We start from the raw sequence: 26,240 nt of genomic DNA, 5'->3' as shown, positions 1-26,240 counted from the left end.
CTCAATTATCTCAAAATGAAACGCACCTCTTCCGGCCTGTATATGGCCTTTTTCTGCATTGGTTTAATGCTCATCCACGCTTGTAAGAAAAACGAACCCGGGAATCCTTCCACCCCCTGTTTTCCTCCGCCTGCCTGCGATGTACAAACGTTGCTGATCTCCGCACTCAACAATCATTTTCCAGGCGGTACATATGTAACGCCCTACAAGTTCAACAAAACTTATGGCGCCGATGGCCGGATCACTTACATAGATGCGCTGCTGGGGCCTAACTGGAGCACCAATCCTTTCAAAGGGCCCGTACGCTATGCAAATAAGCGGGTGAGTATGCTCAATACCCACAATGATACGATCATGGTGGCGGAGCTGAATGATTGCGGCCAGGTGATGCGGGCAAGGCTGAATAACGTTTATCCATGGTCGACTGATCCGGACGTCTATACGCAGCGCTTTGTGTATCAGTATGATTACAAGGGCAGGTTGTCAAAATTGTGGACTTATTTCAGCCCGTCTTATGCTCCGGATGTATGCATCTACCGGTATGATGAGTATGACAATGTGCTCAATATCCAGAACGCGCAGGATATTACCCGGTATACTGCTTACACGTATAATTATAAGCGTCCCATCAAAGGCGGTGTGTATGACCAGGGCATCGTACAGGCTACCGGGGCTTACCTGCTGGAAATGCTGGGCTTTTACACTACACAGCCGCATCACCTGCTTGAAAAAATGATCACTACCTACGAGTATCCCATTGGTACTTCCGTTTACTTTGACCAGGTAGTGGGTGCAGACGGCTACCTGCGCTCGTATAAAGTATATCCTTTCGGCGACTCCACGATGGGCATAAAAGGACAGATCATCTGGAAATGTGGGGCCGGCGGCAGCCCTTCTACAGGCGGTAATGTCCTTACTTACCCAAAGTACTGAACGCCAGCAAGTCCGTACTGCAGGCCGGTGTTGCATTCCTTTCTTCCAAAAGAAAAATTGATGTTGGCAATCAATTATGGCGTAGTTTAGTAGTTTGAAAAAGTCCGTACCGGACTTATCGGCTTAGCTTATGTCAAAAAAGAAGAATGCGACGGTTCCCGCCGTGCCTCTGGCTGCAGATGACAATATTGCAGTGTTTGGCGCCCGGGAACACAACCTGAAGAACCTGGACCTGCAGTTGCCCAAGAACAAGCTGGTGGTGATAACCGGTATCAGCGGCAGCGGAAAATCCTCCCTCGCTTTTGATACCATTTATGCGGAAGGGCAACGGCGGTATATGGAAAGCTTTTCGGCCTACGCCCGCCAGTTTATCGGCGATATGGAGAGACCTGATGTAGACAAGATCACCGGCCTTTCCCCGGTTATTTCCATAGAACAAAAGACCACCAATAAGAACCCGCGATCTACTGTAGGCACCATCACAGAGATCTATGACTTTCTGCGCCTGCTGTATGCACGGATCGGCGTGGCCTATTCTTATAACACCGGTAAGCGGATGACCCGCTTCTCGGAAGAAGAGATCCTGGCCCACCTGTTCAAAAACTATCCGAAGCGTAAACTGAACATCCTGGCGCCGCTGGTACGCGGCCGTAAAGGCCACTACCGTGAGCTGTTTGAGCAGGTACGCAAGCAGGGCTACCTGAAAGTACGGGTAGACGGTGAGATACAGGACCTGAAAGAACGTATGCAGGTGGATCGTTATAAGATCCATGATATAGAACTGGTGATAGACCGCATCCAGGTGCAGGAAGATGCCCGCACCCGCATCAGCCAGAGCGTGCAGAAAGCGCTGCAGATGGGGAAAGGGCTGATGTTCGTGATGGATAACGACACTCAGAAAGTTAGCCAGTACAGTAAACAGCTGATGTGTGAAGATACCGGTCTCTCTTACGAGGAACCTTCTCCCAACACTTTCTCCTTTAACTCTCCCTATGGCGCCTGTCCGCGCTGTAAAGGCCTGGGCACCATCTACCAGATCAACATGGACGAGGTGATACCAGACTACAGTGTTTCTATCAACGACGGAGGACTGGTGCCCCTGGGCGAAGCCCGCGATACCTTTACCTTTAAACAGGTACAGCAGCTGGCCCGCAAATACAAATTCTCGCTGACCGCACCTATCTCCGACATTCCGCAGAAAGCAATGAACGTGCTGCTGTTTGGCGATGAGAATGGCAAGCTGGAAGTGGATATGGATTTTGACGGGAACGGCAGCAACGGCTACGCTACTGAATATGAAGGCGTGGTGAACATGGTGCGCCGCTACTTCAACGACTCCTCTTCTGATTACGTGCGCAACTGGGCGGAAGGCTTTATGCAGCTCAGCACCTGCCCGGAATGTAACGGCGCCCGCCTTAAAAAGGAAAGCCTGTCCTTCAAAGTGGATGAGAAGAACATTTCAGAGCTGGGAGAAATGGACCTGGATAAACTGGGCGATTGGTTCCGGGGTATTGAAAAGCGGCTGGACAACAAGCAGAATGTTATCGCAAAAGATATACTGAAAGAGATCCGGGAACGAACGCAGTTCCTGCTCAATGTAGGTTTAAGCTATCTTACCCTGAACCGTCCCACGCGTACGCTGAGCGGCGGCGAATCACAACGTATACGCCTGGCCACCCAGATAGGCTCCCAGCTCATGGGCATCACCTATATACTGGATGAGCCCAGCATTGGTCTGCACCAGCGGGACAATATGCAGCTGATCGAGGCGCTGCAGCGCCTGAAAGAAATGGGCAATACCGTGATAGTGGTAGAGCATGATAAAGATATTATGCTGCATGCCGATCACCTGGTAGACATTGGGCCGGGCGCAGGCGTACATGGTGGCCAGATCATTGCACAGGGCACTCCGCAGCAGGTGCTCAAGCTGGATACACCCACTGCAGGCTATTTAGCCGGCACCCGGGGTATCAGCATTCCTGCAGAAAGGCGCAAGGGCAATGGCAAATTCCTGGAGCTGAAAGGCGCCACCGGCAACAACCTGAAAAATGTAAGCGTAAAGCTGCCCCTGGGCACTTTTATCTGCGTTACCGGTGTTTCCGGCAGTGGTAAATCTACCCTGATCAATGAAACGCTGTATCCCATCCTGTCTAAACACGCCTACGATTCCAAGCTGGTGCCCATGCCCTACAAGAGCATCAAAGGCCTGGAAAATATAGATAAGGTGATCGAAATTGATCAGTCGCCCATCGGCCGTACGCCCCGTAGCAACCCGGCCACCTACTGCGGTTTCTTTACGGATATCCGCCAGCTGTTTTCGCAGGTGCCTGAAGCGAAGATCAGGGGCTACAACGCGGGCCGTTTCTCCTTCAACGTAAAAAGCGGCCGCTGCGATGTTTGTGAAGGCGGCGGCATGCGCGTGATAGAAATGAATTTCCTGCCCGATGTATATGTGCACTGCGAAAAATGTAATGGTCGCCGCTACAACCGGGAAACCCTGGAAATACGCTATAAAGGCAAATCCATTTCAGATGTGCTGGATATGACGGTAGATGAAGCGGTGGAGTTCTTCCAACCCGTAAACTACATTTACCGGAAGATCAAGACCCTGCAGGATGTAGGCCTGGGTTATATCACACTGGGACAATCGGCCGTTACCCTTTCCGGCGGCGAAGCGCAGCGTGTAAAACTGGCTACGGAACTGTCTAAAAAAGATACCGGCAAGACCATCTACATACTGGACGAGCCCACCACCGGCCTGCATTTCCAGGATATACAGCTGCTGCTGAATGTACTGAATAAACTGGTAGACAGGGGCAATACAATACTGGTGATCGAGCATAACCTGGATGTGATCAAAATGGCAGACCACATCATCGACCTGGGCCCAGAAGGCGGGGGCGGCGGAGGCACCATCCTTTGCACCGGCACCCCCGAAGAGGTAAGCACCTGCAAAGACAGCCATACCGCCCGCTTTTTGAAAAAAGAGCTGGATAATTAATAATTAACAATGAATAATTAATAATGTGCGTTACTCAAAGATCAGGCTTAAGACAAGTTCTCAGATTATTAAGTATTAATTATTAATTGTTAATTGCAACCAAATTATGAAGCACTTTATCTTATTGGTACTGGTTGCTATTGTGGCCTGCAGCGATGAAACCAAACTTTGCGACCAGGCCTCTGCTACTGATATGAGGATCCGTTTTAAACGGGACAGTTCGGGCATTATCCGGGATACTACCATGCCGGCCGTAACGCTGTACGCGCTGAATATGGATAGTATCTACCGCAAACAGGCGGTATCTTCTGTATTCCTGTCCCTCTCGCCGGTGGCAGACAGCAGCCGTTTTTACCTGAAAGTGGATACCTTAACCACCACCACGCCGGATACCCTGACCTTCCGCTACACCAGGAAGCCCAATTTCATTTCTCCGGGTTGCGGCTTTTCTACCTTCTTTTCATTGGATACGGTGATCAGCACCAGGCATACCATTCAATCATTTATCGTTAATCAAAGTGAAATAACGTCCACCCTAAATGACACAGCGCATATTACTCTTTACTTTGGGATTTAGCCTCCTGGTAGCCGCGGCAGCAGCGCAGGTAAAACCGGTTGCACCCAAAAGGGACAGCATTGCGCCCCCAAGGGATAGCGCGTTGAAAAAGCCAGGTGGGAAAGCGCCTGCGCCTGCATTGCCGGACAGTTTCTATTATGTGCCCCAGGGCCTGCGGCTGGGCGTTGATCTCAGCCGTATTGCCGTGAAGGCCTTTCAGCCCTACAGAACGGATGTATCTGTATCTGCAGACTATCGCCTGAAAAAGAACCTGTATGCAGCTGCAGAAGCAGGCTGGCATACTACCTCTCATAGCGATACCAACTATACCTATAAAGGGAACGGCGCTTTCGTGACAGTAGGTGTGGACAATAATTTTCTTAAAAAACAGGATACCAAGGAGCGGTTCATGTTTTATGGCGGCGTGCGTTATGGCTTTGCCCATCTTAACTATGAAGCGCCCAGCTATACTATTTACGACTCTTACTGGGGAGACAGGGTGAAGGGCAGCTTTCCTAAAACCAGCATTAACGCCCACTGGATGGAACTGCTGATAGGTATTAAGGCAGAAGTGCTGAAGAATCTTTTCCTGGGATGGAACATACGGGAGAAGATCATGATCAGCGGGCCAGATAAGAACAGCCAGTTCCCGCCTATTGTAATACCGGGCTTTGGCAACGGCACCAAAGGATCGCAGTTTGACTGGCAATACACGGTATCTTACTCTATACCTTTAGGAGATCTCAGGGTGCGCGAGCGCCGGAAGCAGGAGAATCCTCCACCCAGAAGGTAAGCGGCCCGGCTAGTCCCGGATCATCTCAATGTGCGGAATATTATCTTCGAGGTACATATCACTGGTTTGACGGAAGCCCAGCGATTGATAGAACTTTGTCAGGTATTGCTGTGCGCTGATCTTAATGGGCTGTTTGCCGAATCGTGCTTCTACTGCGGCAATGGCCTTTTGCATCAGCTCCTTTCCCCATCCTTGTCCACGTGCCGCTTTTGAAGTGATCACCCTGCCGATAGAAGCTTTATTATATTGCATGCCTCTTGAATAAATACCCGGCGCAAACACCCTGGCATAGGCTGCCAGTTGCTGCTGATCGTCATATCCCATAATATGCACGGCATGCTGGTCTGCATAGTCCACATCCTGGTAGGGGCATTGCTGCTCCACTACAAATACTTCGGCCCGTAAATGCAGCAGGTTGTATAATTCGGCAGTGGTCAGTTCTTCAAAGGTTTTTTCTATCCAGGTCATATCGGGTAATTTTATTCGTGCTCTTTTTCAGGGATCATGCATATTTACCATAAAACTAGTGTAAAGCTTTCATAAATTTACGGGCTTTATAACCATGCAACCTTAACTGATCATGAGTGAAAATGCCGTTCCATTTCTTTCGCTGGAACATATTACTGTACGCTACCTGGATAAGACCTTGTTCACCGGCCTGAATTGGGAACTGTTAAAAGGCCAGCAATGGGCCATAACGGGCAACAGCGGATCCGGTAAAACCGCCCTGCTGAACACCATTGCCGGTAAGTTCAATGTGATCAACGGGGGCATTCACCATCACTTTTATGATCATTACAGGCAAACGCATGAGGTTACCGATCCTTATTTCACCTATCGCAACCTGCTGGCGCTGGTAGCGCACCATCACGATTTCCGGAACCGCAGCAACACAACGGATTTCTATTATCAGCAGCGCTTTAACAGCATGGACTCCTCAGATGCGCCTACGGTACAGCAATACCTGTATGGCGAAAATGGCCTGCCTCCGCAGGAAGATCCACTGCTGGCGCCATTGCGCATAGGCCCTTTGATGGGAAAAGAGCTGATCAAGCTCTCTAACGGCGAAACCCGCCGTGTGATGATCGCCAGGGCCCTGCTGCAGCAACCCGTACTGCTCATGCTGGACAATCCCTTTACCGGTATAGATGTGCAGACGCGCCAGCATTTCATGGAAATGGTGAACCAGATCATTGACAGCGGCATTACCGTGCTGCTGGTAACAAGTCCCACTGAAATACCGTCTAATATTACCCACGTGCTCACGCTGGATAATGGCGCGATCACAGGCAGGTACACACGCGATGAATTCCTCCGCGCTCCGGCTCCGGTTGCCGTTAAGCAGGAAGCGCCGGGTATTGACGAGCAAAAACTGCGTGCATTCATCCAGCCTGCTCCCCACCCCTTCGATACGATCGTACGTATGGAACAGGTGAAAGTACAGTATGGAGAGCATGTGATACTGGATGATATTAACTGGACCATACGCACCAACGAAAAATGGGCCTTGCTGGGGCCTAATGGCGCCGGTAAATCTACTTTGTTAAGCCTCATCAACGGGGATAACCCCCAGGCCTATGCTAATGAGATCTACCTTTTTGACCGCAAGCGGGGCACAGGTGAAAGCATATGGGACATCAAACGAAAAATAGGCTTCGTCTCTCCTGAGCTGCATCAATATTTTCCCACAGGCAATAACTGCCTGCAGGTGGTCTGCTCCGGCTTTCACGACATCCTGGGCCAAACCCGCAGCGCCAGCCCCGAACAAATGGAACATGCCAGCGGATGGATGGAGATACTGGGCATCGGCAGCTATAGCGCCCAGCCTTTTAAACAGGTGCCTGAAAGCGTACAAAGACTGGCCCTGCTGGCCCGCGCCCTGGTAAAAGATCCACCCCTGCTTATTTTCGATGAGCCCTGCCAGGGACTGGATACACAACAGAAACAACATTTCAAAAACGTGATCGACATGCTCTGTGCCGTGATGGAATTCAGCCTCATTTTTGTTACGCACTACCAGGAAGAAATACCGGCCGCTGTTACAAAAGTGCTGAAGCTGGAGAAGGGTAAAGTAGTATAGCCTGTCATCTTTTTTTGTTATTTCTACTTTTTTTGTAAACCTTTTTGCAGTAACGCTGTTATATATTGCTGTTAACTAGCCCAAGCCACTCCTTCATCAGGCGTAGCTTGGGTTTGCTATTAATATCAAAAACCATTTGTTAACCAGATAAAAAACCAAACCATGAACAATTATTCATCCTTTAACCCTTTACAGCACATCCATCACCAGTTAATGGAGTTACCGCAAACAGTAAAAAAACGGATCTGCGAAGAATGCAACTGGAGCCTGCCCACCTATTACCGCAAGGTAAAAGGCGGAGAGATCAGCAACGCAGAAAAGGAAAAGATCATTGCCATCCTTTTCGATCAGCTCCGCAGCGCCTGGGAGCATTGCAGCAACGGTAATGATCTGCCGCCTGCTGCCGTGGTATCGCCCCTATAATCCTTTTACCCTTCATTCTTTCCGCCTTACGCATTATGCTGCTGCACAATGTGTAAGGCTTTTTTATATATTTTACATTACCTTTATGTATCACCTAAACGTGCACAAGAGCAATGTATCCCAAGCCCAAGTATGCGGTGGCAACCGCAATTACCTGCCTGTTATCACTATTATTATCAGTTTCTTGTAAGCAGGCTAAAAAAGTCATGAACCCGGCACTGGCGCAGTATGTAGAAGCCTATACCGCAGGAGTGATCTCCAAACAAAGCACTATACGCGTGCAGCTGACCGGCAATGTGAATGTTACGCACACCCAGAACGAACCGCTGGAAACCAATATTTTCAGCTTCAGTCCTGACATTAAAGGCAAGGCTTACTGGATAGATGCTACCACCATTGAGTTTCGCCCCGATGAAAACCTGCAGCCGGGTAAAACTTACAAATCCACTTTCCGCCTGTCAAAAGTGATGAAGGTACCCGACGACCTCTCCTCTTTTGATTTTGAGTTTAAGGTGATGAGCCCTTCTTTCTCCGTGGAAGACTTTGGGCTGAAAACCGCAGACAATTCCACCATGGACCGTATGGTGCTGACCGGGATGATACAGACCGCGGATGTGGAAAACCCACAGCAGATAGAAAAACTACTGCGCAACAGTTATAATGGTAAAGCGCTGCCTATTACCTGGCAGCATAACCCGGCAGAAAGAACCTCTAAATTCAGCATTGCCAACATTGTGCTCACTAAAACTGCCGGCAAACTGGAACTGAGCTGGGATGGCGCACCTTTGAAAGTAGATCTCAACGGTAAAAAAACAATAGAAGTTCCGGCTATCGGAGATTTTAAAGTGCTGGACATCAGGGCCGTATCAGACCCTGAACAATATGTGCTGGTGCAGTTCTCCAATCCTATCAGCGTGGCGCAAAACCTGGATGGATTGATAGGCATCAGCGGCCAGGGCGACTTACGCTATTCTATAGAAGGCAGCGAAGTAAAAGTATTTGCCCCTGCCCGACTGGAAGGGAATTACTCCATTACCGTGAACGAAGGCGTGATCAACATCATGGATGTACGCCTGGGTAAAACCTTCTCTGCCAATGTAGATTTTGAGAACACGCTGCCCTCTGTAAGTATCCCGGGCAACGGGGTGATACTGCCCCAGAGCAATAAACTGGCCCTGCCTTTTGAAGCGGTGAACCTGAAAGCGGTGGATGTAACTATCATCAAGATATACGAAAGCAATATCCCGCAATACCTGCAAACCAATAATCTGAACGGCGACCAGGAACTGCGCAGGGTGGGTAAACCCGTAGTGGAAAAGACCATCCGCCTGGATATGGATAAATCCCTTAACCTGCATAAACGCAACCGCTTCTTCCTCGACCTTGAAAAACTGCTGCGTGCCGAACCGGGCGCCATCTATCGCGTAACCCTTGGCTTCCGCAAATCATACGCGATGCAAACCTGCCATAGCGAAGAAAACGCCGAAGACGGCAGCAGCGATGAAGCCGAAGGAGAGGAAGAACAACGTTACTATGGTGATCAGATAGATGAGGATGATGGCTTCTGGCAACGGTATGACAGTTATTACCCTTACGGCTATAACTGGGATGAACGAACAGATCCCTGCTCCAATTCTTATTACAATAAGGAAAAATGGGCTTCCCGTAACATCATTACTTCCAACATTGGCCTTACCGCCAAACGGGGTAATGATAACAGCATGGTAATAGCCGTAACGGATATACGCGATACAAAACCCTTAATGGGCGTGGAACTGGAATTGCTGGACTACCAGCAACAGGTGATCTTCAAAACCAAAAGCGATGGCGACGGCCTGGCTACTTTTGAGCTGAAACGCAAACCCTGGCTGCTGATCGCCAAAAAAGACGATGAGCGGGGATACCTGAAACTGGACGATGGCAGCTCTCTGCCCCTCAGCCGCTTTGATGTAAAAGGGGAAGAAGTGCAGAACGGTATCAAGGGCTTTCTCTATGGAGAACGCGGCGTATGGCGGCCCGGCAACTCCCTCTTCCTGACCTTTATCCTGGAAGACAAAGAGAAAAAGCTGCCGGAAAATCACCCCGTAACACTGGAGCTGTACAATCCCAAAGGCCAGCTGTATAAACGGATCGCACAGCATCAGTCGCTGAACGGTTTTTATAATTTCTCTACCGCCACCGCTGCAGAAGATCCTACCGGTAACTGGAGCGCCAAGGTAAAAGTAGGCGGCGCCGTGTTCCAGAAGAACCTGAAAATAGAGACAGTAAAACCGAACCGCTTAAAAATAAAGCTGGACTTTGACAAAGGCGCCCTTTCCAAAAAAGCGCCCGTAGCAGGTAACCTCTCTGCCCAATGGCTGTTCGGCGCTGCCGGGCGTAACCTGAAAGCAAAAGTGGATGTTTCGCTCAGCTCACAAACCACCCGCTTCCCCCGCTTTGCAGATTATAGTTTTGATGATCCGGTAACGCATTTTGAAACAGAAGATAAAACCCTGTTCGAGGGCCCGCTGAATGATAATGGCAGCGCTGCTGTAAATACAGACCTGCCCCTGGGTAAACTGGCCCCCGGCCAGCTGAAAGCCAATTTCGAAGTAAAAGTATTTGAACCGGGCGGTGATTTCAGTATAGATCACTTCTCTATGCCTTATAATCCCTTTGCCAGCTACGCGGGCCTGCGCATCCCGGAGGGCGACCGTCTTACCGGTATGCTGCTGACAGATAAACCGCATGCCATCAGTATTGTAAATGTGGACGAACAAGGCAACGCACTCTCCGGCGACCGTGAAGTACAGGTTGAACTGTACAAGATACGCTGGCGCTGGTGGTGGGACGATGGCGAAGGCGATGATTTCAGCAACTTTACGCAAGACAGCTATAACCAGCTGCTGCAGAAAGAAACCATTAACCTGCACAATGGCAAAGGCAGCTGGAACCTGATGATACGCTATCCCGACTGGGGGCGTTACCTGGTTCGGGTAAAAGACCTGCAAAGCGGCCATACCGCCGGTCAGGCCGTGTATATCGACTGGCCTGGATGGGCAGAGCGCATGCAAAAGGAGAATCCGGCAGAAGCAGCGATGCTGGTATTCACCTCCGATAAAACCAAATACAACGTTGGCGAAGATATAACCCTCACCATCCCCAGCAGCGAAGGCGGCCGCGGACTGGTAAGCGTTGAATCCGGCAGCCGGGTGCTGAAAACAGAATGGATCGAAACCAGGAAAGGCCAGACCACTTTCCGCTTCAAGGCAGAAAAGAATATGGCGCCTAATATATACGTGAACGTTAGCCTGCTGCAGCCGCACGCACAAACAGCGAACGATCTGCCCATACGCATGTACGGCACCATACCCGTGGCTATTGAAGATCAGAATACCATTCTGCAACCTGTAATAAACATGCCCGCTACCTTACGGCCGGAACAGGAAGCCAGCATTACGGTATCAGAAGCAAAAGGTAAAGCCATGACCTACACCATCGCACTGGTAGATGAAGGCCTGCTGGACCTTACCCGTTTCAAAACACCCGACCCGCACAGCTCCTTCTATGCAAGAGAAGCACTGGGCGTTAAAACCTGGGACCTTTTTGATTATGTAATAGGCGCCTGGGGCGCAGACATGGATCGCATCCTGAGCATTGGTGGTGATGAAGGACTGGACAGGAATGCCGGTAATGCCAAAGCCAACCGCTTTAAACCGGTAGTGAAATACATGGGCCCCTTCTACCTGAAGAAAGGGGACGAACAAACGCATAAATTTAAACTGCCTCCCTACATTGGTTCTGTAAAGGCCATGGTAGTAGCAGGCTATGAAGGCGCCTACGGTGCTGCAGAAAAGGTTGCAGCCGTGAAGAAACCGCTGATGCTGCTCACCACCCTGCCCCGCGTATTGGGACCTTCAGAAACCATACAATTGCCGGTGACTGTATTTGGACTGGAAAGCAATATCCGCAAGGCGAATGTTACCCTCTCTACCAACGGCCTGCTGGAAGTGGTAGGCGAGCGCACCAAAACCGTTACTTTCTCCCAACCCGGCGAACAACTGGTATATTTTGACGTACGCGTAAAACCCCAGGTAGGCGTTGCCAAAGTAAAAGTAACCGCCACCAGCGGCAGTGAAAAAGCAGAAGAGGCCACAGAACTGCAGGTGCGCAACCCGAACCCGGTGCTCACTAATACACTTGAAAAAACCCTGGAAGCAAACGGCAACTGGAGCACTGCTTTCAGCCCGGTAGGCATGACAGGCACCAACACCGGTACACTGGAGATCTCCACCATTCCTTCGCTGAACCTGGCCAAGCGCCTGCGTTACCTGATAGAATATCCGCACGGCTGTATAGAGCAAACCACTTCATCTGTGTTCCCGCAGCTGTCGCTAAGCCAGTTAACAGATCTCAAATCTTCCCAGCAGGCAGAGATAGACCGTAACATCAAAGCGGGTATCAATCGTATAAAAGGCTTCCAGGCTTCAGACGGCGGTTTCAGCTACTGGCCGGGCGGCGGACAATCAGATGAGTGGGGCACTAACTATGCCGGGCATTTCCTGCTGGAAGCACAGGCCAAAGGCTATGCTATTCCACCGGGCCTGCTGGATCAGTGGAAGAAATACCAGCGTAACAAAGCGGGGACCTGGGCGCCGAATTCCTATAATTTCTACGGCGGCGACCTGGTACAGTCTTACCGCCTATACCTCCTGGCGCTGGCCAAAGTACCGGAGCTGGGCGCCATGAACCGCCTGAAGGAGTTTAAATACATCTCTCCGGCAGCCAAATGGCGGCTGGCAGCTACTTACCGTCTCAGCGGACAACCGGAAGTGGCCAATTCACTGGTGAGCAACCTTGGCACAGATGTAAAAGCCTACAACCAGCTGGGCGGCACCTTTGGTTCTGACCTGCGCGATAAGGCGATGATACTGGAAACACTCACCCTCATGGGCCAACGCAATAAGGCAAATGAACTGGTGAAACAGATCGCAGCACAGCTGTCGCAGGAAACCTGGTACAGCACACAAACCACCGCCTACGCGCTCATCGCCATCGCCAAATTCTGCGGCAACAACAGCGGCGGCAGCAAAATGAACTTTACCTATCAGCTGAATGGCAGCAAGGGCACGGTGAACGGCAATTCTTATCTTACCCAGCTGCCTGTGAGCTTCAATACCGCCAACGGTAATTTAACCCTGCAGAACAACGGGCAGAATGTATTGTATGTCCGCCTCATCCTGCAGGGACAACCAGATGCAGGACAGGAGCCGGTAGCCAGCCACCAGCCTGAGATCCTGGATATACAGGTGAAGTACAGCACCCGTAGCGGTAAAGCGCTGGATCCCGCCACCCTGCAGCAGGGAACGGATTTCATGGCTACCGTTACCATCCGCAACCCCGGCAAACGCGGTTACTACGAACAAATGGCGCTGAGCCAGATCTTCCCTTCAGGCTGGGAAATACTGAACACCCGCCTGCTGGAAAGCGACAGTGCATTCTCTCAGTCGCCATTCACCTATATGGATATACGTGACGACAGGGTATATACTTATTTCAATATAGAAGAGAATAAAACCCATACCTACAATGTGCTGCTGAATGCAGCTTACCTGGGCCGCTATTATCTGCCGGCTACTTCGTGCGAGGCCATGTATGATAATAACATACATGATTTTGTACCGGGTAAATGGGTGGAGATCATGAAGTAATTGTGCATTGAAAATGATGAGGGTGCGACTTTGGATATTACGTAAAAAATGGTGGTTAACAGGAGCAGCGCTGCTGCTCCTGTGCTACTATTTCATCCTGCCTTCAAAACTGTTTAACACCCCTACCTCATTTGTAATTGAAGATAACAGCGGAGACCTGCTGAGCGCTTCCATAGCGGCAGACGGGCAATGGCGCTTCCCGGTGAGCAACGAAGTGCCGGAGAAATTTGCACGCTGCATCACCACCTACGAGGATAAACGTTTTTATTATCACTGGGGCATAGATCCCATCGCGCTGGCAAGGGCCATTAAACAGAACATGGGCCGTCGGAAAGTGGTGAGCGGCGGCAGTACGCTGACCATGCAGGTGATACGCCTGTCGCGCAACAAACCCCGCAACCTCTGGCAAAAACTCGTGGAGGCTGTGCTGGCCACCCGCCTGGAATTTGCCCGCTCTAAAAAGGAAATACTCGCGCTGTACGCCGGCAACGCGCCCTTTGGCGGAAATGTAGTGGGCCTCGAAGCCGCCGCCTGGCGTTATTATGGCCGCAGCGCCGCCCAGTTATCCTGGGGAGAGATGGCCGCCCTGGCCGTATTACCCAACAGCCCTGCCCTGGTGCACCCCGGGAGGAACCGCCGGGTATTGACAGCCAAACGCAACCAGCTGCTGGACAACCTCTACCATCAACACCAGATAGACAGCATTACCTGTAGCCTTGCCAAACTGGAGCCCCTGCCGGATCAGCCGCTGCCACTACCACAATGGGCGCCTCACCTGCTGGACCGTTTCAAACTGGATTACCAGCAGCAGCGGCAAACAGGCGCTACCCGTATCCGCACTACTGTAGATGCAGTGTTACAAAAAAATGTGAACGGTATTATTGAACGATATCACCAGCAGTATAAAGCCAACGGCATTAATAATGCCGCTGCCCTGGTGCTGGATGCTGAAACCGGTAATACGCTGGCCTACGTGGGCAATGTATACAACCCCGCTGATCCTGAACTGGAAAGCCATGTGGATATTATACAAGCGCCCCGCAGCCCCGGCAGCACCTTAAAACCGCTGCTGTACGCCGCCATGATGCAGGACGGGCTGATACTACCCAATACCCTGATACCAGACGTTCCCACCCAGATTGCCGGTTATTCCCCCCAGAACTTTGACCTGGGCTTTGATGGCGCCGTACCTGCTTCACGCGCGCTGGCGCGGTCCCTGAACATCCCGGCAGTACGCATGCTGCGTGAATACCGTTATGAGCGTTTTCATGCGCTGCTCAGGCAAATGGGCATCACCACACTGAACCGCCCTGCCGATCACTACGGCCTTTCCATGATCCTGGGCGGCGGTGAAACCACGCTCTGGGAGCTGAGCGGCATGTATGCCAGCATGGCCAGGACCTTACTGCACCTGGATCAGTACCATGGTAAATATGACCCCGATGACATTCATGCACCTAACTACCGGCAGGATATACGGCGAAATGCAGAACATGCACCCACTACGGCAGGCGTACTCGATGCAGGGGCAATCTGGCATACCTTTCAGGCCATGCAGGAAGTAATGCGCCCCGGAGAAGAGCTGCTGTGGCAGCAGTTCTCATCTTCCCAGCGCATTGCCTGGAAAACGGGCACCAGCTTTGGTTTTCGTGATGGCTGGGCCATAGGCGTTACCCCGCAATATGTAGTAGGCGTTTGGATAGGCAATGCAGATGGAGAAGGCCGCCCCGGTCTGCTGGGCGTAGCCACAGCGGCGCCTGTGCTGTTTGATATCTTCCGCCTGCTGCCTGTCAGCGGATGGTTTACTACTCCCTACAGTAAGCTGCGAAAGATCGAGGTATGCCGCCAAAGCGGCTATCGGGCCGGAGAGCTTTGTCCTGATAAAGATTCATTGTGGGTACCCGCAGCCGGATTACGGTCTGGCCTATGCCCCTATCATCAGCTGGTGCACCTGGATCATACCGGTCAGTGGAGGGTTACAGACAATTGTGAATCGCCGCAGCTAATGCAGCACAAAGCCTGGTTTGTACTGCCGCCTGCTATGGAGTATTACTATCGGGCAAAAAATAATTATCTGCCTTTACCGCCTTATAAACCGGAATGCCTGGCCACACTAAACCAGGATAAGGCGCCAATGGAACTGATCTATCCCAGGCCCAACGCACGCATATTTGTACCGGTGGAAATAGACGGGCAACCCGGCCAAACCATCTTTACGGCCACGCATCGCAATACTGCGGCCCATATATTCTGGCACCTGGATAATACTTATGTAGGCACTACCGCAGAATTTCATCAGCTGGCGCTGCATCCCGCGCCGGGCAAACACACTATTACCCTGGTAGATGAAGATGGGGAAGAAGTGAGAACAGAGTTTGAGATCCTGAGCAGGGAAAAATAGCTTAATAATTATACTTATCCTTCCATAGTTGTTTGAGGTAACGCCGCAATTCATCTTCCCTGGCGTTTTTGCCGGGATCATACAGTTTGGTGCCGCTTATTTCATCCGGCAGGTATTCCTGGGCAGCAAAGTTATTTTCAAAATCATGCGAATAGGCGTAATCCTTACCGTAGTTTAGCTGTTTCATCAGCTTCGTAGGGGCGTTACGTATATGAAGCGGTACCGGCAGGTCGCCTGTTTGCGATACCAGCGACTGTGCATTGTTGATGGCCATATAAGCGGCATTGCTTTTGGGAGAGGATGCCAGGTAGGTAGCACATTGCGAGAGAATGATCCTGGCCTCCGGGTAACCGATCATGTTCACCGCCTGAAAACAGCTGGTGGCCAGTAACTGCGCGTTCGGGTTGGCATTGCCGATATCTTCCGACGCCAGTATCACCATGCGGCGGGCAATGAACTTTACATCTTCTCCGCCTTCTATCATTCTTGCCAGCCAGTACACCGCGCCATTGGGATCACTGCCGCGGATGGATTTTATAAAGGCGGAGATAATATCATAATGCTGCTCGCCGCCTTTATCGTAGATGGCGATGCGCTGCTGCGCAATGTCCATTACCTTCTTATCTGTGATCACCACCGGGTATTCCTGTATGGTATCTACCACCAGCTCAAAGAGGTTCAGCAATTTGCGCGCATCGCCACCGGCAATGTTCAGCAGGGCAGTGGTCTCTTTAAGCTCGATCTTTTTGCTGCCCAGCCATTCGTCTTTTTGCATGGCCTGCTGCAGCAGCTGCAACAGCTCTTTTTCATCCAAAGGTTTCAGTACATACACCTGGCTGCGGGATAACAATGCGGAATTTACTTCAAAAGAAGGGTTCTCTGTGGTAGCGCCAATGAGTGTGATGATCCCTTTCTCTACAGCGCCCAGCAATGCATCCTGCTGGGATTTGTTAAAGCGGTGGATCTCGTCTATGAACAATACGGCATGCCCTTGCCGCCGGGCGATCTCTATCACTTCCCGCACTTCCTTTACGCCGGCTGAGATCGCGCTCAGTGTGTAGAAAGGCACCTGCAGGGTATGGGCAATGATGTTGGCGATGGTGGTCTTGCCTACGCCAGGAGGGCCCCACAATATCATGGAAGGTATTTTGCCCTGCCCGAGGGCTTTACGTAAAATGCTGCCTTTCCCGGTAAGATGTTCCTGTCCCACCAGTTCATCCAGCGTCGTTGGTCTTAATCTTTCTGCTAAAGGCTCCATAAAATCGGTTGTCAGTTGTCAGTGGTCGGTTGTCAGTTGTCAGTCGTTAGTCGTTAGTCGTTAGTTGTTAGTTGTTAGTTGTTAGTTGTTAGTTGTTAGCTGTTAGTTGTTAGTTGTTAATCTAATTATTGCTCGCTCTGATCACTGACGACTAACAACTGACGACTAACGACTGACAACTGACCACTGACAACTGACAACTCTCATTTTTGTGCTTCCTGCCAATGCCGGAGATAGGTAAAAGACAGGGCGCAGTTCACCAGTACGGCTGCTGCATGCAGGACCAGTACAATAATAAAGCCGGTCATCATGCCTCGCAGGGATTGTAAGCTGGGCGCCGGCTGGCTTTTGGGCATTTGTTGCACCAACTGTGGCAGCATCTCGTCAATATTCCTCAGCACAAATATCCCGTTGGTGATCAGCAGTACAGCATAGAAAATGGCCATAAAGCCCATAATGCGAAGTCCTCCGGGTGTACTCGTCTTCAGCTTCCTGGCAGGGTCTTTAAGGCTTTGCTGCAGGCCTATGCTCAGGAAACTATGTATCACCACGGCCCCGGTTAACAGCATAAAAATAAGCACGGGCGACATAGCGGGCATAAAAAGTAAACCCAGCAACAACATCAGTACAAGGAAACCTGCGATCAGTAAATTAATGATACTCAGGAACCTGAATAATCCAAACTTTGAAGACATGTTCTCGCTTTTTGTAAATACAAACCTAGCTAAATTAGTTGACAGTGATTATTTAATAGTTAAATCCTGTATATTTAAACACTAAACCTGTTTTACTTATGAATAATACGCATGCTGTAAAGCTCCTGTTGCTGGCAGCTATGACCTCTGTGGCAGCCTGTAACTCCCAGGGTTCTTCACAAGAGGCGGAGGCAGATTCCACTAAAGTGCCTGCCTTTGCTGTCAACTCCATTGATTCTACTTTCAAACCTTGCGATGACTTTGACGAATTTGCCAACGGCAACTGGAAAAAGAATAATCCTATTCCTTCCACTGAAAGCCGCTGGGGCGCTTTTAATGTACTGGATAAGGAGAACAAGGAAGTAAGGCTGAAAGGCATCATCGGTGAGATCACCGCCATGACCGATCTCAAAAAGGGTACCGAAGAGCAGCAGATCGCTGATTACTACCGTTCCTTCCTCGATACCGCTACTATCGAGAAGCTGGGCATCTCTCCCCTGCAACCCTATCTCGATAAGATCAATGCAGCGAAAACGCTGGAAGAATGGTCTAAGGTAAGCGGCGAATTACAGAAATTCGGCGTGCCTACCTTTGCCGTTTTTAATGTAGATGCTGATGCCCGCAACAGCTCCATGAACGCCGTATATGAGTTCCAGGACGGATTAAGCCTTGGTGAAAGAAGCTACTACGACAGAATGGACTCTAACACCGTGAACGTTAGAAATGAATTTGTGAAACACGTGGATACCATGTTCGCCATGGCTGGCTGGGCGGATAAGAACCCTGGCAAAACCCTGCTGGATTTTGAAACCAAACTGGCCAAACTGCAACTTACCAACGTTCAGCGCCGGGACCCGGTAAAAACCTACAACAAAGCGCATTTTAAGGAGTTAAAGGCCCTGGCCCCGCAATTTGACTGGGATGCCTATGCCAGTACGCAGGATGTTAAAACAGACACCATTATTATCGAAGATAAAGCCTATCTCAAAAATGCAGGTGCGCTGCTGAAAGCTACTCCGCTGGAAACACTGAAGCTGTATGCCCGCTGGCAGCTGCTCAGCGATTATGCAGGCTTCCTGCCCAAGAAATTCGATGACGCCAATTTCCGTTTCTACGGCACCATCATGAGGGGCCAGAAAGAACAGAAAAAACGCGCGGAAAGAGCCATTCGCTCTACAGATGGCAACATGGGCATGCCGCTGGGTAAAGTGTTCGTAAAGAAATACTTCCCGGAAGATTCCAAACAGAAGGTTTCTGAAATGATCGAGAACGTGCGCAAAGTATACGGTGAAAGGATCGATAAGCTTACATGGATGAGCGACTCCACCAAAAAGATGGCGCACAAGAAACTGTCCTCCTTTACTTACAAAATAGGCTATCCAGACAAATGGAAAGACTATTCAAGCATCAACATCCAGCCCGGTACGCTCATCGAGAATGTTATTGCGGCTAATCTCTACAGAAATAATGAAGCGGTGAAGAAGATCGGCAAGCCGGTAGACAAGAAAGAATGGCTGATGACCCCGCAAACAGTGAATGCCTACTACAATCCTACTAACAATGAGGTGGTATTCCCCGCAGGTATCCTGCAGCCGCCTTTCTTCAATCCTAATGCAGACGATGCGATCAACTACGGTGGTATCATTGCTGTAATAGGCCACGAGTTCACCCATGGTTTTGACGACCAGGGCTCTCAGTTCGATGCCGACGGTAACCTGAAAAACTGGTGGACAACCGCAGACCGCGCCAACTTTGACAAGCTGACCGGCAGATATGCCCACTACTTCAGTGGTATAGAAGCACTACCCGGCTTCCCCATCAACGGACAGCTGACCCTTGGCGAAAACGTAGCAGACCTGGGCGGTCTTACCCTGGCTTACTACGCACTGGCCAAATCTCTGGAAGGCAAACCCGAACCAGCGCTGATCGATGGCTACAACTGGAAACAGCGCTTCTTCCTTGGCTGGGCACAGGTATGGCACGCCAACACCACAGATCCGGCCCTGCGCCAGCAGATCCAGACAGACCCGCACTCACCTGCGCGTTACCGTATCAATGGCCCGCTGCCGCACATGAAAGAGTTCCAGGATGCCTGGGGCTGCACCGGCGGTAAAATGACACTGCCAGATACTGCCCGTGTGGTGATCTGGTAATTTTATTAAGACGGCGATCTATATATACGTGCCACCAGGATACTGATCCCGGTGGCACGTCTTTTTGGCGTATATTTGCAGGGTTTTAAAATCCATTAAGATGACAACATTAGTGAAGCAATACAGAAAGGAAATCCGCAATATTTTACTGCTGGCGCTGCTGGTAGCCCTCATACCCTACCTGCCGCAGGCATTCAGGTTTGTTCAAACCTTTACCGGTGTTATGCTTACATTAGGTTTCTTATGCGCATGTGTGCTGGGATTAAGCCTTAAACTGCACTACCGCATTATAGTAATGCGCATTCACCAGGAGAACGAAATTTAAAAACATCACACATGTATAAACTATTATATACGCTCTGTTTAGCGGGGATCTTCATGGCCTGTGGCAGTCCTTCCGGCCAGCCATCTGCCGCTACAGAAGATACTACCGCCACTACCCCGGTTGCAGTGAACGGGAAGCCGGGAGACCCGGTATGCGAAATGCCTTATGATACCAGCTATCATGAGTTCAGCATATATAAGGGAGACACCGTACATTTCTGCTCAGTGACCTGCAAAGGGGTATTTGACAAGAACCCGGAGAAATACGCGGCCAAACTGAATTAAGCACATCATTATCCATAACAAAAAAGCTTCCTGGTATTGAACCAGGAAGCTTTTCGCTTTTATACATGCTCATTTTAAAAGCTATACCTCAAACCTAACTGCATCTGGTGACGGGATGCAAAGAAATCCTTTGAGTAAGGAGATCCGGGGTCAGACCAGGTGTAGATGGGATAATCAGTGGCTACGTTAGCCGGTTTTGATACCTGTTTCAAACCTACGCTGGCGGTAGAGTTGAAAGCGTTGGAAGAGAAGTATTGAATACCCCAGTTCTTGTTCAGCAGGTTAGTCAGGTTCACGATGTCATAGGTCAGCGTGATGGTGTGCAGGCGCTTACCTACTTTCACGTTGTAATCCTGGGTAAAGCGGAAGTCTGCCTGTGTATTCCAGGGCGTACGGCCGCCGTTACGCTCGGTGAACGCTCCCCTGCGGCTGCTCAGGTATTTGTCTTTATCAATGTAGGCATCAAAGGCAGCAGCCTGTTGAGCAGCGGTAGCGCCATTGGCGATATCCCTGAAGAAGTTGATCGTTTCACCCTGTTTCGGGATGTACACCAGGCTCACCTGCTGCGGGGTACCCTGGATAGTGCTGTTCAGGAAGCCGTAAGTATAGGGCACACCGGAAGAAGTATTGAAGAACAGGTTGAAGGAAGAAATGTATTTTCCTTTCTTGCCCCAGTCTACTTTATAATTGGCAGTCACTACGATGCGGTGACGAACATCAAAGTTGGAATAAGCGAGCTGCGGGTTGTTCGGGTTCAGCGCCTGGTTCAGCTGCCAGTTAGATTCCATGGAGTTACGAATGCCGTTGGTAATATCCTTAGCTTGTCCGTAAGTGTAGGCTGCTGTTGCATTCAGGCCGAATTTGAAGCGTTTGCTAACCTGGCCGGTGATGCTGTAACGGTAACCTTTCGTGGTGTTAGACAGCTGATAAGCGTTGGTATAAAGTGAATTGATCTTGCTGCCGCTGAAGACAGGCTGCTGATGCTGTTTGTCGTATGCTTCGTAATACACCGGGTTATCTACGAGGTTCACCTGCTGGAACAACAGATCATAGATAGTTTTGGTATAGATTCCTTCTACCGTGAAGCGCCATTGATCAGGTGTAGTGTAGTCCAGCGCCAGGCTGCTTCTCCACATCTGCGGCATCTTGAAGTTGTTGTCGATCATATCCACCTGGGTAGCGCCATTAGCGTCGTGCACATTTTTACCCTGTGCGCTCACGAACTGCGCGATGCCATTGGGAGAAGTAGATACGGGATTAGAGCCGGGTGCGGGTTTATCATTATCGGTCTTGTAGCCGAACTTGGTATCATACGCACCGTAGGTTACGCCGTTGTTGTAATAAGCATACCCTAACCAGGCGAAGGGAATACGGCCGGTAAACAGGCCGGTACCGCCTCTCAGCACAAGGCTCTGATCGCCTTTGATATCATAGTTGAAACCTAAACGGGGAGAGATCTGCACATTGTTGAGGTAATCGTTTTTGATATCTTTTGGCAGCGTATAGCTGTAAGTAGTGCCGAAGTTAGCATCTACAGGCGCATTAGTGGTCTTGGTGCTCAGCGGTTGCTTGTTGGGCAGGTAAGTATAATCCAGGCGTACACCAGGCGTTAACTTAAAGCGATCGCTCAGCTGGATCTCATCCTGTGCGTACAGGCTGTACAGCTGCACTTTGAATTGCGCGGGCGGGTTGTTCCAGATGTAGTCGCGGGTATTGTCGGTATAATTGAAGTTGCCGCGTACTCGCGAAGGCATATCTGCCAGGAAAGCGCCGATGGAATCATAGTCTACACGGCCGTTCCAGGAGTTCACAAAACCATAGGTGATATTATACAGCTCGTTGTGTGTACCGATGGTGATGTTGTGATTGCCTTTAAAGATGGTTACGTTATCGGTGAACTCAAATGTCTTCTGCTTCATGTTGAAGATAGCCGCTTCACGATCAGTACCGAGGAAGATGGTACCACCTTTGGAAGCGATCTGGATCTGCGGCAAAGCAGGATCGGACAGTGGGTTACGATAGTCATGTATGCTGGAGTAGCCTACAATCAGGCTGTTGGATACGGTGTTGGAAAGCTTGCTTTTCAGTTCAGCAACGGTAGAGGTCTGGTTGTTCACCTGTTTGTAATCTATACCGCTGAAACGGAAGTTCTGCTGATCGCGCTCCAGGTTAGTGGCCTGTGAGGTGATGGTATTGTTGCGGATAGACAGCTGGTGCTTGTCATTGATATTCCAGTCCAGGCGGTTAAAGAACTTGTTGGAATTGGAATAGATGCTGGTATTGCCGTAGGTGCCGGGATCTCCGCCCAGTGCTTTCATATGCTGTGAGATCTGCTCAGCCTGTGTAGCAGTCAGCAGCGGCATATCAGCAGAACCTGCAGCCAGGATCACGGGGTCCTGACGGCGGGTGATCTCCGCGTTGGTAAAGAAGAACAATTTATCCTTGATAATAGGGAAGCCCAGGCGAACACCGGTCTGGTAGTCATGGAAATCAGAAGGCAGTTTGGAACCGTCGCCGGCGTTGTTCTTACCGATCATGAAAGCGCCGCGGCCATAGCCATATACGGAGCCATGGAATTCATTGGTACCGCTGCGGGTAACTGCGTTGATGCTACCGCCCAGGAAGTTGCCGATCTTTACGTCATAGGGCGCCAGGTATACCTGTATGTCCTGGATAGCGTCCAGGGATACGGGGTTGGTGCGGGTACTGCTGCCCGGCTGTCCGGAAGTATTGGACTGTCCGCCCAGTGAAGGGCTGAAGCCGATAGCGTCGTTATTGATAGCACCGTCCAGGGTTACGTTATTATAACGATAGTTGGTTCCCAGGAAGGAGTTGTTATTGCTTTGTGGTGTTACGCGGGTGAAGTCCTGCAGGCTGCGGTTCAGGGAAGGCAGTGTTTTAAGCTGTTCCTGGTTGATGCGGCCTGATTTAGGGGCATTGCTGCCTACTACCACTACTTCCGTTAGTGCGGTAGACTCTTCCTGCAGTTTAAAGTTCAGAGAGGTACCGCCCAGGCCGAGGTTCAGGTCAGTCTTTTCCTCCTTTTTGTATCCGATAAAAGAAACGGTGATAGTGTAAGGTCCTCCCGGGTTCAGGTTGGGAAGGATGTATCTTCCTTCCGCGTTCGTCTGTCCGCCGTAACGCGCCCCTGTGCTGGTGTTTACTGCCTGAACGGTTACACCGGGCAGGTTCTCGCCTTTGGCGCTGGTCACTTTACCCGTTAACTGGGAAGTGGTTACCTGTGCGTACAGGCCGGATGGCAAACAAAAGCCCGCCAGGGAAGCTGCAAGTAATAAAAAAGCGTAAAATGTCCTGTTCACGTCGTGTTAATTTTGACGCAAACGTAGTTTGGTAACATTACGCCTATGTTAAGGCAATGTTAAGTTAATGTTAACTCAAAAGAGTTACTGTTCCCGGACAAGAGTTGGATACAGTCGGGCAGTCTTATATGACGGTGCTTAATGTTAGTTCGCTAATAGTGTAATAATAGGATTTAGAATGAATAAGATATTAGTTCGCTTTAATAGGTGATCTGTTTGTTCGCATACAGATGCTATCAAAAATAATACTGTCGTGTTATGGAATTGTTACCGCAATATTATCATTATGAAGGTTTCCCGCCTCACATTATTGGCAGGAAATGTAACAACTTTATCAAAAATTGCGTTTTAATGGTAAATGCCTCCCGTATGAAACTGCCCTTGTATGGTATCACCCTTCTCTTCACCGCACTGGCCTTTACTGCCTGCACGAAAAATGACCAGGAGCAGGCGGCCCCGCTGCCTGCAGCAGATCTCAATGGCACCTGGCAGTTAACCAGCAGGTATAATGCAGACAGTGCCCGCTGGCTGCCGATTGTTACCGGGGACTCTTCTTACTATATATTCCGGGAGAATGGCACGTATGTATACCATACCAATAACTACCAGAATGAGGGCAACTATCATTTATCGCAGGTAGAGAGCAAGATCAAACTGGTAACCACCGAAGAGCCGGCGGGGCTGCAGATAGAGCGGTTGGGGCAGGATGAGATAAGGGTGGATGCCTGGCTTTTCTCAAGGGTGGCAGGCCATTCAGGCAGGAAGTTTATCAGGGTGTCCAGATAAAAAAACCGTCCCGCTAAAAAGCAGGACGGTACTTGAACAGTTTATGAAAATCTACGCTTACGTTAAGCAGATGGAAAATTAATAGTTAGCAGTGCCGGGATTGAAGTTAGTCCAACCAGCCATCCAATTATCATTCACATCAAACGCACCAGCATAAGTAACTTTCGTGAAGAAAGCGTTGTTGATCCTGTTGCTGGTGAATTCAGCCTTGTTCAGTAAAGGAGAACCTGCCATCGGCCTGGGGTCTGCAGCGCTCAGGGAAGAAAGGTTACCCAGTTGCAGTGCAGCTACAGTAGCGATGCTGGTGTCGTTCTTGAAGGCAGGAGCCATCAGTTTGGCCTTCGCATCCCAGGGTGCGGTACCGGTCAGGTACTGACCTGCGGGCATAGCTGCGATCAGGTTATTTTTAATCTCCATGTTGCCGGCGTCAAAGAAGCCTGCAGACTGTGTACCGTCGATAAAGATACCGGCCGGGAAAGCCGCGAACACAGAGTTGTATACAGATAACTGCGTACCTCTTCTCAGGTGAGCTGCCCTTTTAAATGCGTTAGGATTAGGCAGTGTAGCACCAGTGATAGCAGTGGGGCCCAGGAAGGTCATGTTAGAGAAAGTAGGAGCAGTGATCGGAGTGTTCAGGGTAGCAGGAACCGGATCTTCGTTATCAGATTCGAAACCGTTAGAAGCACCACCAGACAGCGCCCAGTCAGACAGATCTTTGTTCCTGATAGAAACGCCGAACTGTACGTTACCCCTGTAACCGTTGTCAGTATCAAAGTCATCATCCAGGCCGCTGAATGCCACCAGGTGCTTAGCGTTCACAGTACCACCCCACCATTCGAAGGAGTCGTCACCGGAATAGCTCACCTGTATGTATTCAAGGGTAGTACCACTACCTACAGCGATGAGGGAAAGACCGTTCAGTTCTGAGTTAGATTGAGAAGACAGTGCGATACCGCTGTACTCGATCCTTACATATTTTACTACGCCGGAGTTGTCTGCGTCATCAGCAGCAGCGCCACCGCCACCAATGATGTCACTGCCGTACTGAGCTACCTGCAGTTGGTCAAAACCTTCCAGCAGGCGTTGGTTTTTAACACCGCCGTAGGAAGTATTCACCTGTGCTTTACCAGCGATTACCAGACCACCCCAGTCGCCTGCATTCCTTGCACCGGCAGCCTGGTTGGAAGTAAATACGATGGGAGCCTGAGCAGTACCTTCAGCCATGATCTTAGCGCCGCGGGTAATTACCAATACTGCTTTGTTGCTGTTGTCTTTAATAGCTTTAATAACTGCACCAGGTTTAATGGTGAGCGTAACGCCGCTTTTTACGAACGTGGGACCGCTTAAATAATAAACTTTGTTACCTTCTAATGTTAAGTTCGCAGTGATAGCACCTTTCAATGTGTCTGAACCATTGTTGTTGGGCGGTGGTGTTCCTCCGTTATCATCAGAACAAGATACCGCACCGGCAACGATCGCAGATAACATTAAAAGATTGAGAGCTTTTTTCATGAGCTGTGATTTTACTATATTTTACAAAGA

General features: G+C 50.1%; 17 protein-coding genes. 12 read left to right on the top strand and 5 right to left on the bottom strand.

Annotation, left to right across the window (positions count from 1 at the left end; translation table 11 throughout):
- Nucleotides 1-15: 15 nt before the first annotated feature.
- The 4 genes from ACR9Y8_RS20565 (at nt 16) to ACR9Y8_RS20550 (ending at nt 5,283) form a co-directional block, all read left to right on the top strand.
- Nucleotides 16-933 carry a hypothetical protein gene (locus ACR9Y8_RS20565; protein ID WP_481215129.1) on the top strand — a complete coding sequence of 306 codons (918 nt, stop codon included), beginning with the start codon at nt 16-18 and terminating at the stop codon, nt 931-933.
- 130 nt (nt 934-1,063) lie between these two features.
- The gene (uvrA, locus tag ACR9Y8_RS20560) at nt 1,064-3,934 is read left to right on the top strand and encodes an excinuclease ABC subunit UvrA (protein WP_481215128.1); all 2,871 of its coding nucleotides are present in this window, start codon (nt 1,064-1,066) and stop codon (nt 3,932-3,934) included.
- Between the two features lie 106 nt (nt 3,935-4,040).
- Nucleotides 4,041-4,511, top strand: coding sequence for a DUF6452 family protein (locus ACR9Y8_RS20555; RefSeq protein WP_481215127.1), 471 nt, complete (start codon nt 4,041-4,043; stop codon nt 4,509-4,511).
- The gene (locus ACR9Y8_RS20550) at nt 4,474-5,283 is read left to right on the top strand and encodes a DUF6048 family protein (RefSeq protein ID WP_481215126.1); all 810 of its coding nucleotides are present in this window, start codon (nt 4,474-4,476) and stop codon (nt 5,281-5,283) included. Before ACR9Y8_RS20555 ends, ACR9Y8_RS20550 begins: the two co-directional genes overlap by 38 nt.
- 9 nt (nt 5,284-5,292) lie before the next feature.
- On the opposite strand, the gene ACR9Y8_RS20545 is transcribed toward ACR9Y8_RS20550, so the two are convergent.
- Nucleotides 5,293-5,751 (bottom strand): GNAT family N-acetyltransferase, encoded by a 459-nt coding sequence (locus ACR9Y8_RS20545; protein WP_481215125.1) that lies wholly within the window; start codon nt 5,749-5,751, stop codon nt 5,293-5,295.
- Between the two features lie 112 nt (nt 5,752-5,863).
- Here ACR9Y8_RS20545 and ACR9Y8_RS20540 point away from each other — a divergent pair, with 112 nt between their 5' ends.
- From ACR9Y8_RS20540 to pbpC, 4 genes are all read left to right on the top strand, one after another.
- Nucleotides 5,864-7,363 (top strand): ATP-binding cassette domain-containing protein, encoded by a 1,500-nt coding sequence (locus ACR9Y8_RS20540; RefSeq protein ID WP_481215124.1) that lies wholly within the window; start codon nt 5,864-5,866, stop codon nt 7,361-7,363.
- A 162-nt stretch (nt 7,364-7,525) separates the two neighbouring features.
- Nucleotides 7,526-7,786, top strand: coding sequence for a hypothetical protein (locus ACR9Y8_RS20535; RefSeq protein WP_481215123.1), 261 nt, complete (start codon nt 7,526-7,528; stop codon nt 7,784-7,786).
- Between the two features lie 206 nt (nt 7,787-7,992).
- Nucleotides 7,993-13,476, top strand: coding sequence for an alpha-2-macroglobulin family protein (locus tag ACR9Y8_RS20530; protein WP_481215122.1), 5,484 nt, complete (start codon nt 7,993-7,995; stop codon nt 13,474-13,476).
- A gap of 22 nt (nt 13,477-13,498) precedes the next feature.
- Nucleotides 13,499-15,877, top strand: coding sequence for a penicillin-binding protein 1C (pbpC, locus tag ACR9Y8_RS20525; RefSeq protein WP_481215121.1), 2,379 nt, complete (start codon nt 13,499-13,501; stop codon nt 15,875-15,877).
- A 1-nt stretch (nt 15,878) separates the two neighbouring features.
- Here the strand turns inward: pbpC and ACR9Y8_RS20520 are convergent, their stop codons facing one another.
- Together ACR9Y8_RS20520 and ACR9Y8_RS20515 are read right to left on the bottom strand one after the other, a co-directional pair.
- Nucleotides 15,879-17,135 carry a replication-associated recombination protein A gene (locus ACR9Y8_RS20520; protein ID WP_481215120.1) on the bottom strand — a complete coding sequence of 419 codons (1,257 nt, stop codon included), beginning with the start codon at nt 17,133-17,135 and terminating at the stop codon, nt 15,879-15,881.
- A gap of 203 nt (nt 17,136-17,338) precedes the next feature.
- Complete coding sequence (locus ACR9Y8_RS20515; RefSeq protein WP_481215119.1) at nt 17,339-17,830, bottom strand: hypothetical protein; 492 nt, start codon at nt 17,828-17,830, stop codon at nt 17,339-17,341.
- Nucleotides 17,831-17,928: 98 nt separating this feature from the next.
- Here ACR9Y8_RS20515 and ACR9Y8_RS20510 point away from each other — a divergent pair, with 98 nt between their 5' ends.
- From ACR9Y8_RS20510 to ACR9Y8_RS20500, 3 genes are all read left to right on the top strand, one after another.
- Complete coding sequence (locus tag ACR9Y8_RS20510) at nt 17,929-19,983, top strand: M13 family metallopeptidase (protein ID WP_481215118.1); 2,055 nt, start codon at nt 17,929-17,931, stop codon at nt 19,981-19,983.
- 100 nt (nt 19,984-20,083) lie between these two features.
- Nucleotides 20,084-20,308, top strand: a complete 225-nt coding sequence (locus ACR9Y8_RS20505) for a hypothetical protein (protein WP_481215117.1) — start codon at nt 20,084-20,086, stop codon at nt 20,306-20,308.
- Nucleotides 20,309-20,319: 11 nt separating this feature from the next.
- Complete coding sequence (locus tag ACR9Y8_RS20500; protein WP_481215116.1) at nt 20,320-20,592, top strand: YHS domain-containing protein; 273 nt, start codon at nt 20,320-20,322, stop codon at nt 20,590-20,592.
- Nucleotides 20,593-20,666: 74 nt separating this feature from the next.
- On the opposite strand, the gene ACR9Y8_RS20495 is transcribed toward ACR9Y8_RS20500, so the two are convergent.
- The gene (locus ACR9Y8_RS20495) at nt 20,667-23,912 is read right to left on the bottom strand and encodes a TonB-dependent receptor (protein WP_481215115.1); all 3,246 of its coding nucleotides are present in this window, start codon (nt 23,910-23,912) and stop codon (nt 20,667-20,669) included.
- Between the two features lie 369 nt (nt 23,913-24,281).
- Here ACR9Y8_RS20495 and ACR9Y8_RS20490 point away from each other — a divergent pair, with 369 nt between their 5' ends.
- Nucleotides 24,282-24,698 carry a hypothetical protein gene (locus ACR9Y8_RS20490; protein ID WP_481215114.1) on the top strand — a complete coding sequence of 139 codons (417 nt, stop codon included), beginning with the start codon at nt 24,282-24,284 and terminating at the stop codon, nt 24,696-24,698.
- A gap of 78 nt (nt 24,699-24,776) precedes the next feature.
- On the opposite strand, the gene ACR9Y8_RS20485 is transcribed toward ACR9Y8_RS20490, so the two are convergent.
- The gene (locus ACR9Y8_RS20485) at nt 24,777-26,210 is read right to left on the bottom strand and encodes a hypothetical protein (protein WP_481215113.1); all 1,434 of its coding nucleotides are present in this window, start codon (nt 26,208-26,210) and stop codon (nt 24,777-24,779) included.
- Between the last annotated feature and the right edge of the window lie 30 nt (nt 26,211-26,240).

The sequence above is a fragment of the Chitinophaga sp. SVR4-12A genome (genome assembly GCF_056754765.1).
Note: the sequence above shows the minus strand (reverse complement) of the source record. Positions and strands in the feature narration are given on the sequence as shown.

Coding starts and splice junctions, on each gene's coding strand:
- ACR9Y8_RS20565 (WP_481215129.1), top strand. CDS start 16: ATGAAACGCACCTCTTCCGGCCTGTATATGGCCTTTTTCTGCATTGGT.
- uvrA (WP_481215128.1), top strand. CDS start 1,064: ATGTCAAAAAAGAAGAATGCGACGGTTCCCGCCGTGCCTCTGGCTGCA.
- ACR9Y8_RS20555 (WP_481215127.1), top strand. CDS start 4,041: ATGAAGCACTTTATCTTATTGGTACTGGTTGCTATTGTGGCCTGCAGC.
- ACR9Y8_RS20550 (WP_481215126.1), top strand. CDS start 4,474: ATGACACAGCGCATATTACTCTTTACTTTGGGATTTAGCCTCCTGGTA.
- ACR9Y8_RS20545 (WP_481215125.1), bottom strand. CDS start 5,751: ATGACCTGGATAGAAAAAACCTTTGAAGAACTGACCACTGCCGAATTA.
- ACR9Y8_RS20540 (WP_481215124.1), top strand. CDS start 5,864: ATGAGTGAAAATGCCGTTCCATTTCTTTCGCTGGAACATATTACTGTA.
- ACR9Y8_RS20535 (WP_481215123.1), top strand. CDS start 7,526: ATGAACAATTATTCATCCTTTAACCCTTTACAGCACATCCATCACCAG.
- ACR9Y8_RS20530 (WP_481215122.1), top strand. CDS start 7,993: ATGAACCCGGCACTGGCGCAGTATGTAGAAGCCTATACCGCAGGAGTG.
- ACR9Y8_RS20520 (WP_481215120.1), bottom strand. CDS start 17,135: ATGGAGCCTTTAGCAGAAAGATTAAGACCAACGACGCTGGATGAACTG.
- ACR9Y8_RS20515 (WP_481215119.1), bottom strand. CDS start 17,830: ATGTCTTCAAAGTTTGGATTATTCAGGTTCCTGAGTATCATTAATTTA.
- ACR9Y8_RS20510 (WP_481215118.1), top strand. CDS start 17,929: ATGAATAATACGCATGCTGTAAAGCTCCTGTTGCTGGCAGCTATGACC.
- ACR9Y8_RS20505 (WP_481215117.1), top strand. CDS start 20,084: ATGACAACATTAGTGAAGCAATACAGAAAGGAAATCCGCAATATTTTA.
- ACR9Y8_RS20500 (WP_481215116.1), top strand. CDS start 20,320: ATGTATAAACTATTATATACGCTCTGTTTAGCGGGGATCTTCATGGCC.
- ACR9Y8_RS20490 (WP_481215114.1), top strand. CDS start 24,282: ATGAAACTGCCCTTGTATGGTATCACCCTTCTCTTCACCGCACTGGCC.
- ACR9Y8_RS20485 (WP_481215113.1), bottom strand. CDS start 26,210: ATGAAAAAAGCTCTCAATCTTTTAATGTTATCTGCGATCGTTGCCGGT.